Below are 1,099 nucleotides of genomic sequence, written 5' to 3'. Positions count from 1 at the left end.
CGACGCGCCTGGCCTCGGCGGCCCGGCCTGCGTTCCGGCCTGCGCGCCTGCGCTCCCCTCGCTCATGCGCGGGCCACCGCTGCTGTCCGATTGCACCATGCCCGCCGTTCTAGGCCGAACACCTTGGATATGGCGAGAATCTTTTGTGGCTAAGGCGCCCGCCGCCGCCCGCCGGGCGCGCTTCGGACCGGGCTCAGCCGTTGAACGGCGGGCGGGCGCCGAACAGTGCCGAGCCCACCCGCACGTGGGTCGCGCCGAGCAGGATCGCGGTCTCGAAATCGCCGCTCATGCCCATCGAGAGCTGGTCCAGCCCGTGATCGGCGGCGATCTTGGCGAGCAGTGCGAAGAACGGCGCGGGCTCGATCCCGACCGGCGGCACGCACATCAGGCCGATCACAGGAATGCCCGCCGTGCGCGCCGAGGCGAGCAGTTCGGGCACCTCAGCGATTGGGCAACCGCCCTTCTGTTCTTCCGCACCGATGTTGACCTGCACGAAGCAGGGCACCTGGCGCCCGGCCTTGTCCATCGCCTTGCCCAGCGCGCTCACCAGCGAGGGGCGGTCGAGCCCATGGATGCAGTCGAACAGCGCGACCGCATCGTCGGCCTTGTTCGATTGCAACTGGCCGACGAGGTGGAGCGCGATGCCCGGCGTCTCCTCGATCAGCGCGGGCCATTTTTCCTGCGCTTCCTGCACGCGGTTTTCGCCAAAGACGCGCTGGCCTTCTTCTATCAGCGGGCGGATGGCGGCGGCGGGATGGGTCTTGGAAATCGCGATCAGCTCGATCGCCTCGGGCTTGCGCTGGGCGATGCGCGCGGCCTGCGCGATACGCTCGCGAACGCTGGCCAAGGGAGTGAGATCGGCGGACGGGAAGACTGGCTCATTCATAAGCCGGTGCTATAGCGTCCCCGTGCCGAACCGCCAGCCATCGTTTGTGCCCCGCCTCTGGCTCGTCAGCGACGCGCGCAACGACTCCGCGCTCGAAGAGGCGCTGCGCCGCCTGCCGCGCGGGTCGGGCCTGATCTACCGCCATTACCACCTGCCCGGGCCCGAGCGCCGCGCGCGCTTTCGCCGCCTCGCCCGCCTCGCCCGGACCCGCGG

General features: G+C 70.1%; 1 protein-coding gene. It reads right to left on the bottom strand.

Annotated features, from left to right (window positions below; translation table 11 throughout):
* Window positions 1-193: 193 nt before the first annotated feature.
* Window positions 194-886: a YggS family pyridoxal phosphate-dependent enzyme gene (locus tag MTR62_RS21005; RefSeq protein ID WP_244024607.1), complete on the bottom strand. Its 693-nt coding sequence runs from the start codon at window positions 884-886 to the stop codon at window positions 194-196.
* Window positions 887-1,099: the final 213 nt, after the last annotated feature.

It is taken from the genome of Novosphingobium organovorum (assembly GCF_022832435.1).
Lineage (GTDB): Bacteria > Pseudomonadota > Alphaproteobacteria > Sphingomonadales > Sphingomonadaceae > Novosphingobium > Novosphingobium organovorum.
This window is presented reverse-complemented; position numbering and strand designations above follow the sequence as displayed.

What these genes read in the sequence shown, in the direction of transcription:
- MTR62_RS21005 (WP_244024607.1), bottom strand. Translation starts at nt 886, where the DNA reads ATGAATGAGCCAGTCTTCCCGTCCGCCGATCTCACTCCCTTGGCCAGC.